This window comes from Novosphingobium organovorum, from assembly GCF_022832435.1.
GTDB classification, from domain to species: domain Bacteria; phylum Pseudomonadota; class Alphaproteobacteria; order Sphingomonadales; family Sphingomonadaceae; genus Novosphingobium; species Novosphingobium organovorum.
Genome location: NZ_JALHLF010000144.1, coordinates 1 through 6922, shown reverse-complemented (window position 1 = coordinate 6922; position 6922 = coordinate 1). Strand labels below are relative to the sequence as shown.

Here is a 6922-nt window from a genome sequence, read left to right as displayed (position 1 = left end):
CGCCTTTCCATGCTCGTCAGCCAAGCGTGACACGGTAGTCAGATGTCGGCAATGGGGCGCGTGCTGAAATTCTGCCACGCGCCCTAGTCGGTCGCTCGAGGGGCGATTTGACGCGCCAGAGAACCGACCGTCCGGTCTCCCTTGCCGACCTGAACGACCGACGGTGAAGGGCGGGAAGCAGGCGTTAGCGCAGATCAAAAATCGATGGGTTGCAGAAACGAGTTTTCAGCAACATGGCAAGGCTCGGTTGACGTAAATCCTGCATTTCAGGGACGTACTGCTCGAATGTTTGGGCCGCCCAGTCCCCCAAGACATCATAATGGCATGGGGAATTCCCCATGCCCGACGTGATATGGGGACCATGGCGACGTTCAAACGCAAGAAGAGTCCCGTCCGTAAGGCTGCGACCCTCGCCGGAGTAGCCATCCACTACCTCGTCCCATTGATTAAGGAAAAGAAGCAGCTCAGACTTCGGCAGCACGAACGCCTCATGTCGGATGACGTCGCCATCCGGACTTGTCACGACGGCTTCCCCAACTCCTTGGCCTTTAATGACGCTGACCGAAACCGCGAACCACCTTTTTCCGAACGATGGGATTGCAGCGAACCTAAGATTATCGGTACCTTGTACGGGTTTTAAACGAGCGAGCATTCCGTTAGGCTCGGCATATTGAACAGTCCGTAAATCCTCGGACAAAGGACGTTCATAGGTTCTGCTGAATTGGGCGAGGCGATGCTTTTCGTACGCCACAAACAAGCAAAAGATCACACCAAGAAGCGCTAAGAACGCAATGACTGCTAAAGTGCCGCGCTTTATCCAGCGCCATGTCGCCTGCCACATTCCGACCAGATTAGCGCCGAAGCGGAAGTCCGCAATGGGGCGTGTGCTGAAATTCTGCCATGCGCCCATCCAAGTCGTTCGACAGCGATTTGACGCGATAGGGAGCCGAGGTGGCTTCCACGTCCGAAAGCATGTTCCGGCAGACCTTGTTTCGGTCATCGGGAAGGCGCAGGTCTGGCGTTCACTCGGTACTGATAGTCATCGTCTCGCGGTACGACGCTCTCACGCGGTGATCGCTAAGATCGAGATCATGATCGAAACTGCACGGCAAACTTTGGGGCAGGGGGCGACCTGTGCATCGATGGCGCCGTTCAGGAAGCCGACCCCGAGCGATATTGCGACGCCTTTCCATCGTTCAGCCGTGATGACGCCGCTTGCAAAGTAACCTTGCTTAGTATATTCGGTTCGACATGCCATGGTAGCATGGCGCAATGTGGCTGGCGCAACCGGCCGCGGCGCGTCATGGTGCACGTCAATGAGATGTTACGATGCGTGTCCAAGCCGTTTTACGGGACGCTCGGCCCGGCGGGTCATCCGACCAGTTGCAAGACACCCAGGAAAACCAGCAGGGCTGCCGCGCTGGCGCCGCACAGCTGCACGAACGGGCATCGCCCGAAGGACGGGTCGTAGTGCTCCACAGGAACCTCTCCGCTTCTTTTTTCGTTAAGCGCGAGTTTACGCCTGTCTTGCAGGCGAAGCAAGCTCCGGAGCCGTGTTCTATCTGCGTTGGACGTTGTGTCCGCGCCCCCTTTCATGCCCCCCTTTCGGTCTCGTGTGTGGTGCGCCGCACGGCCTGTTTCCCGGCGCGCCGGGCGACGGGCGCCGGACCGGACCTGCGGTGCCCAGCCGCCCAATGGAGTCAGTGAACGCAATGGAAAGTGATCGCACCGGGCAAGGTCCCCAGGACGAGCCGATGCAGGACAATTCGTCGGTCGAAGCCGCAGCCCCCGACGCCAAACGCAAGGGCCTGTCCGCGACGGCCAAGCGCAACCTGTTGATCGGCCTGATCCTCATCGTGATCGGCGTGGGCGTGTGGTTCGCGCGCTACAAGACCTATGGCCAGTATTTCCAGGAAACCGACGACGCCCAGATCCAGGCCGACGCGGTGGCGATCGCCCCCAAGGTGAGCGGCTACGTCAAGGAAGTGCTGGTCCAGGACAACCAGGACGTCGAGGCGGGAACCCCGCTCGTGCGGATCGACGCGCGCGACTACGATGCCAAGGTGGCCCAGGCGCAGGCGCAGATCGCGCAGGCGAACGCGGCGATGGAGAACGCCAAAGCCTCCATTTCGGAGCAGAAGGCCGCGATCGAGCAGGCTCAGGCCCAGCTCGCCTCGGCCCGCGCCAAGGCCGCGCACGACACCGCCGAAGTGGCGCGCTACACCCCACTCGTCGCCAGCGGTGCGGAACGCAAGGACCAGCTCGACCAGCTGCGTCTTGCCGCGCGCCAGTCGGCCGAGCAGGTCCGCCAGCAGCAGGCCGCGCTGGTGCTCCAGCAGCGCCGTGTCGCCACGATGGAGGCGCAGGTCCGTCAGGCCGAGGCGCAAGGGCAGGGGGCCAAGGCCCAGCTCGATGCCGCCGACGTCGATCGCGGTGCCACGCTCGTCACCGCGCCGATGAAGGGCCGGGTGGGCGACAAGACGGTGCAGACCGGCCAGTTCGTCCAGGCCGGCACGCGCCTCATGTCCGTCGTTCCGCTGACCAAGCTCTATGTCACCGCCAACTTCAAGGAAACCCAGCTCGCGCTCATGCGCCCCGGCCAGCCCGCCAAGATCGCGGTCGACGCGCTGGGCGGCACCGAGATCGACGGGCGGGTGGAAAGCCTCTCGCCGGGCACCGGCGCGCAGTTCTCGATCCTGCCGCCCGAAAACGCCACGGGCAACTTCACCAAGATCGTCCAGCGCGTGCCCGTGCGCCTGGCGATCGAGGCTCCGGCCAGCGCGCGCAAGCTGCTGGTGCCGGGTCTTTCGGTCACCGTGACGGTGGATACGCGTAGCGCCAAGGGCGATCTCGGCAAGATCGAGGACGACCAGAAGGCGATCGAGGCCAAGCAGGGGAACTGACGTGGCAAGCGTCGCAAACCCGGCTTCGCCTCCGGCGCCTACGCGGCCACGCAACGCGGACCTTGGCGCCTGGCTCGCGGTGGCGGCCGGAACGCTGGGCGCGCTCATGGCGACGCTCGACATCTCGATCGTCAACTCGGCGCTGCCCACGATCCAGGGCGAGCTGGGCGCGACCGGGACCGAGGGGGCCTGGGTGGCCACCGCCTATCTCGTGGCCGAGATCGTCATCATCCCGCTCTCGGCCTGGCTCGAGCGGATGTTCGGCCTGCGTACCTTCCTGCTCATCGCGGTCACGCTGTTCACTATCTTCTCGGTGATTTGCGGGCTGTCGAATTCGTTGGGCATGATGGTCGTAGGGCGTATCGGGCAGGGGTTCACCGGCGGGGCGCTGATCCCGACCGCGCAGACCATCATCGCCCAGCGCCTGCCGCGCCACCAGCAATCGATCGGCACGGCCGCGTTCGGTATCGTCGCGATCCTGGGGCCTCTGCTCGGCCCGCTGGTCGGCGGCTGGCTGACCGAGAACGTGTCGTGGCACTACGCCTTCTTTCTCAATGTGCCGATCTCGGTCATTCTGCTGACGCTGCTGCTGGTCGCGCTGCCCGCCGACAAGCCGCGCTTCGAACTTCTGGGCGAGGCGGACTGGCTGGGCATCGCCGGTCTTGCGCTCGGGCTGGGCTGTCTTACCGTCTTCCTTGAAGAAGGCGCGCGCGAGGAGTGGTTCGCATCCGAACTGATCCGCTACATGGCGGGCCTCAGCGCGCTGGGCTTCGCGCTGCTGCTGACCGGGCAGTTCGTCGCCAAGCGGCCGGTCATCAAGCTCAGCCTGCTGCTCGACCGCCAGTTCGGCGCGGTGGCGACGATGGGCATTGCGCTGGGCGTGGTGCTTTACGGCACGTCCTATGCGATTCCGCAGTTTCTCGCCGCGATCGCCGATTACAACGCGCTGCAATCGGGCAAGGTGGTGCTGCTTTCGGGCATTCCCTCGATCATGATGATGCCCTTCGTGCCGCTGCTCATCCGTTATGTCGACATTCGTCTGGCGGTGGGCACGGGGATGCTGGCGATGGGGGTGTCGGCGTGGATGGAGACCGATCTGACGATCTTCTCGACCGGCGCGCAGTTCACCGATTCGCAGCTTCTGCGCGGTGTCGGCACGATCCTGGGCATGCTGTTCCTGAGCCAGGCCTGCGTCCAGTCGGTGCCGCCCGAGGATGCTGGCGATGCCTCCGGGCTGTTCAACGCCATGCGCAACCTGGGCGGCAGTTTCGCGCTGGCGGGGATCTCGATCCTCCAGCAGAACCGCCTGTGGCTGCACGAACGCCGCATCGAATCCTCGCTCAACGCCAATTCGCCATCGCTCCAGGACTATGTCTCGGGGCTGGGCCACGCGCTGGGCAACCCGGCTGCGGGCATCCGTATGCTCGGCCAGAGCATTCAGGGTCAGGCCCTGGTCATGACCTATATCGATATCTTCTTCGCCATGAGCCTTGTGACGGTGCTGGTCTTCCCGCTGGTGTTCCTGCTCAAGCCCTTGCCGAAGGACGCCCCCACAGGAGCAATGCATTGATGGTTCGCCGCCCGTTCGCGCCCTCCGGCGCGCTCCTCCTGACCGCCCCGGTGATGCTGGCCTGCCTTGTCGGGGGCTGCACCATGGGGCCTGACTACGCTGGCCCGCCCAAGCTTGCGGGCGCCTCGGACACGGCCCGCTTCGTGCGCGCCAGCGACCCGGCGCTGACCAGCGCACCGGGCGTCGCACGCTGGTGGGAGGGGCTGGACGACCCGTTGTTGACCCACCTCGTCGATGACGCGCTGGCGCACAGCCCCTCGATCGATTTGGCGCAAGGGCGCATCCGCGAGGCGCGCGGCAAGCTGCGCGAGGGCAAGGCAGGGCTCGCGCCCAGCGTCTCGCCCATGGCGATGTACGCCCATGCCGAAGCGCCGGGGCTCGACCTCGGCTCGTCCTCGGACGAGGATTCGGGTTCGTCGGGCGGGGGCACTTCGCTCGATTTCTACAACATCGGTGCCAACGCCTCGTGGGAGCCCGACCTGTTCGGGGGCAAGCGTCGCGGGATCGAGGCGAGCGCGGCGACGGTGGGCGCGCGCTACGCCGATCTTGCCGATGCGCAAGTCGCGCTGAGCGCGCAGGTCGCGCAAAGCTACGTCAACTTGCGCGATGCGCAGGCGCGCGTCGCGCTCAACAAGGCCTCGGTCGAACGCCAGCGCCGCGCGCTCGAACTCAACCGCCAGCGGCTGGCAGCGGGCACCGCCTCGCAGCTCGAGATCGAACGCCTGCAAGGCCAGCTCGCCGGGACCGAGGCGCAGAACGTGCCGCTCGAAACCCAGGTCCTGCTCTACAAGAACGCGCTGGCGATCCTTACAGGACAGGTTCCCGGCGCGCTCGACGCGCAGCTCGACGCGCCACGCCCCGTGCCGCTGCCGCCCGCTGAGGTCGCGATCGGCGATCCGGCGCGTCTGATCGCCAACCGCCCCGACATCCGCAGCGCCGAGCGCACACTCGCCGCGAGCACGGCGATGGTCGGCGTGCGCGAGGCGCAGCGTATGCCCGGCATCCGCTTCACCGGCGTCCTGGGCATCGGCGGCACGAGCCCTGGCGACGTGTTCGACCCCAATAACCTCGTGGCGCTCATCATGCCCCAGCTGAGCTGGCCGTTGCTCGATTTCGGGAAAGGCAAGGCGCAGGTCACGCAAGCCGAGGCGCAGCGCGACCAGGCCGAGGCGCAATACCGCCAGGCCGTGCTCAAGGGGTTGCAGGACGCCGAGGACAGTCTTGCCCGCTTTGGCGCCACGCGCCGCCAGCTGGCCCAGCTGGCCAGCGCGCAGCAAAGCGCGCACAAGGCCGCCAGCCTCAACGCGCAGCGCACCAAGGCGGGGACGAGCAGCCTGATCGACCAGCTCGACATCGAACGTCAGGCGATCAACGCGGACGCCAATGTCGAACAGGCCCGCGCCCAGCTCACGATCGACTACATCGCGGTGCAAAAGGCGCTCGGGCTGGGCTGGACGCCGCCCCAGGCCGAACCGGGCGCCGCAGCGGAACCGGTGCCAGCGGGCAAGTAGGCCAAGAGCGCTTGCGCCGGGCCAAGGACTGTTCCAGATGTGCGCGCGAAGGGGCGGGCCGCCACGGCGCACCCCTTCGCGCGCATTCTTGTTTCGGAGCTTATCGCCATGGCCGTCACGCACCCGTTCCACCTTGCTTTCCCGGTTGACGATCTGAACGCGGCGCGCGCGTTCTATCTCGATCTTCTGGGCTGCGCGGAAGGGCGTTCGAGCGAGGACTGGGTCGATTTCGATTTCTTCGGCCATCAGATCGTGGCCCACCTCGCGCCCGAGGAGACCGGCGCGGTCAAGACCAGCGCGGTCGATGGGCACGGGGTTCCGGTGCGCCATTTCGGGATCGTGCTCTCGATCCCCGAATGGCAGGCGCTGGCCGGCCGGCTGACCGCGGCGGGCACCGAATTCGTCATCGCGCCTTACGTGCGCTTCAAGGGCCTGCCGGGCGAGCAGGCGACGATGTTCTTCAAGGACCCGGCGGGTAACGCGATCGAGATCAAGGCTTTTGCCGACATGGGCCAGCTCTTTGCCAAGTAGCACCGGCGCGCCGCTTCGCCGCGTCACCGTGGCGATCGCGGGTTACGGCGGGATCGGGCGCCAGATCGCCCGCCTGCTGGACGCGCGCAGCGCCCGCTACGCCGCGCTTTACCAAGCCGAGGTGCGGCTGGTCGCGGTCTGTGGTTCGCGCGGCGGGCTTTTCGCGCCCGGCGGGATAGGGGATCGCGAGGCACCGCTTGAAGCGGGGCGGACCGGAGCGGACTTTCTCGGCGAGGTCGCGCCCGACGTGCTGTTCGAGACCGGGCCGACCGACTTTGCCACCGGCGGCCCGGCGCTTGGCTACCTCACCGCGCAACTGGGCGCGGGCCGCGCGGCGGTGGCCGTGTCGAAGGGGGCGCTGGTCCATTCGGGCCCGGCGCTGCGCCAGCTGGCGGCCGACCGGGGCG

The 6922-nt window shown here is 66.2% G+C and carries 6 protein-coding genes and 1 pseudogene; 6 read left to right on the top strand and 1 reads right to left on the bottom strand.

Annotated features, from left to right (window positions below):
• Nucleotides 1-184: 184 nt before the first annotated feature.
• A complete protein-coding gene (locus MTR62_RS19055; RefSeq protein WP_244023916.1) occupies nt 185-910 on the bottom strand; it encodes a hypothetical protein in 726 nt (241 codons plus the stop codon).
• On the opposite strand from MTR62_RS19055, the gene MTR62_RS21665 reads away from it, so the two are divergent.
• The 6 genes and pseudogenes from MTR62_RS21665 to MTR62_RS19030 form a co-directional block, all read left to right on the top strand.
• Complete coding sequence (locus MTR62_RS21665; protein ID WP_407672711.1) at nt 792-1226, top strand: DUF6538 domain-containing protein; 435 nt, start codon at nt 792-794, stop codon at nt 1224-1226. The genes MTR62_RS19055 and MTR62_RS21665 overlap by 119 nt on opposite strands.
• Nucleotides 1227-1712: 486 nt before the next feature.
• The gene (locus tag MTR62_RS19050; RefSeq protein WP_244023914.1) at nt 1713-2903 is read left to right on the top strand and encodes an HlyD family secretion protein; all 1191 of its coding nucleotides are present in this window, start codon (nt 1713-1715) and stop codon (nt 2901-2903) included.
• A gap of 1 nt (nt 2904) precedes the next feature.
• Entirely contained in the window at nt 2905-4473 is a 1569-nt protein-coding gene (locus MTR62_RS19045; protein ID WP_244023912.1) for an MDR family MFS transporter, read from the top strand.
• Nucleotides 4473-5984 carry an efflux transporter outer membrane subunit gene (locus tag MTR62_RS19040; RefSeq protein ID WP_244023918.1) on the top strand — a complete coding sequence of 504 codons (1512 nt, stop codon included), beginning with the start codon at nt 4473-4475 and terminating at the stop codon, nt 5982-5984. The genes MTR62_RS19045 and MTR62_RS19040 overlap by 1 nt, the downstream gene beginning before the upstream one ends.
• Before the next feature lie 108 nt (nt 5985-6092).
• A complete protein-coding gene (locus MTR62_RS19035) occupies nt 6093-6515 on the top strand; it encodes a VOC family protein (protein WP_244023910.1) in 423 nt (140 codons plus the stop codon).
• Nucleotides 6505-6922, top strand: a pseudogene (locus tag MTR62_RS19030) (hypothetical protein); the annotation flags it as partial. The gene MTR62_RS19035 and the pseudogene MTR62_RS19030, both read left to right, overlap by 11 nt.